This is a genomic window from Herbiconiux daphne (genome assembly GCF_024979295.1).
Classification (GTDB): Bacteria; Actinomycetota; Actinomycetes; order Actinomycetales; family Microbacteriaceae; genus Herbiconiux; species Herbiconiux daphnes.
In genome coordinates this window covers 1-535 of record NZ_JANLCJ010000753.1, presented here as the reverse complement: position 1 = coordinate 535, position 535 = coordinate 1, and the positions used below count along the sequence as shown (strand labels likewise).

General features: G+C 45.2%; 1 protein-coding gene. It reads left to right on the top strand.

Going from position 1 to position 535, the window contains the following annotated elements; genetic code table 11:
* Window positions 1–45: 45 nt before the first annotated feature.
* Window positions 46–535 (top strand): hypothetical protein (locus N1032_RS27510; RefSeq protein ID WP_259543904.1); only part of this gene is annotated, 490 nt, incomplete at its 3' end.

Here is a 535-nt window from a genome sequence, read left to right as displayed (position 1 = left end):
AATTAATTGGTTGACTACGGTTGACCAAAGAGGGGCGATGGCATAATGAAACCGATCAATGGATTCACTTTTGGAACATTCGATTCCAAGAATTTTGACTTAGAAATTGAACGAGAATTGACTTTCACATCCCCTGACAACGATGTGCAACTAATCGAAATCGATGGGGTCGATGGGGATTTGGCGGTGTCACGCAAGCGATTCAAAGGGACGGACTTTTCGTTCCCTTGTCGCTTACGCCTTGACGCATCCAAGAGTGTCGAAGCACAGGCACAAGCCATTTCAAATGGTTTGAAAACCCAAGAAGGTTGGAAGCTTTTGAACTTTTCGGGGATGCCTAACACATCATATGTCGCAATGTTTACCGATTCATATGATGTCGAACGTACCACCAAATTGTTCGGCAAGGCGGTTCTAAAATTTAGATTGAAGCCATATGCCTATTTGCGGACGGGTCTTGTTGCCAAAACAACAACGGCGGCGGCAACAGCAATCAAAGGCACCAACCTTGGATCACGACCATCCAAACCAATCA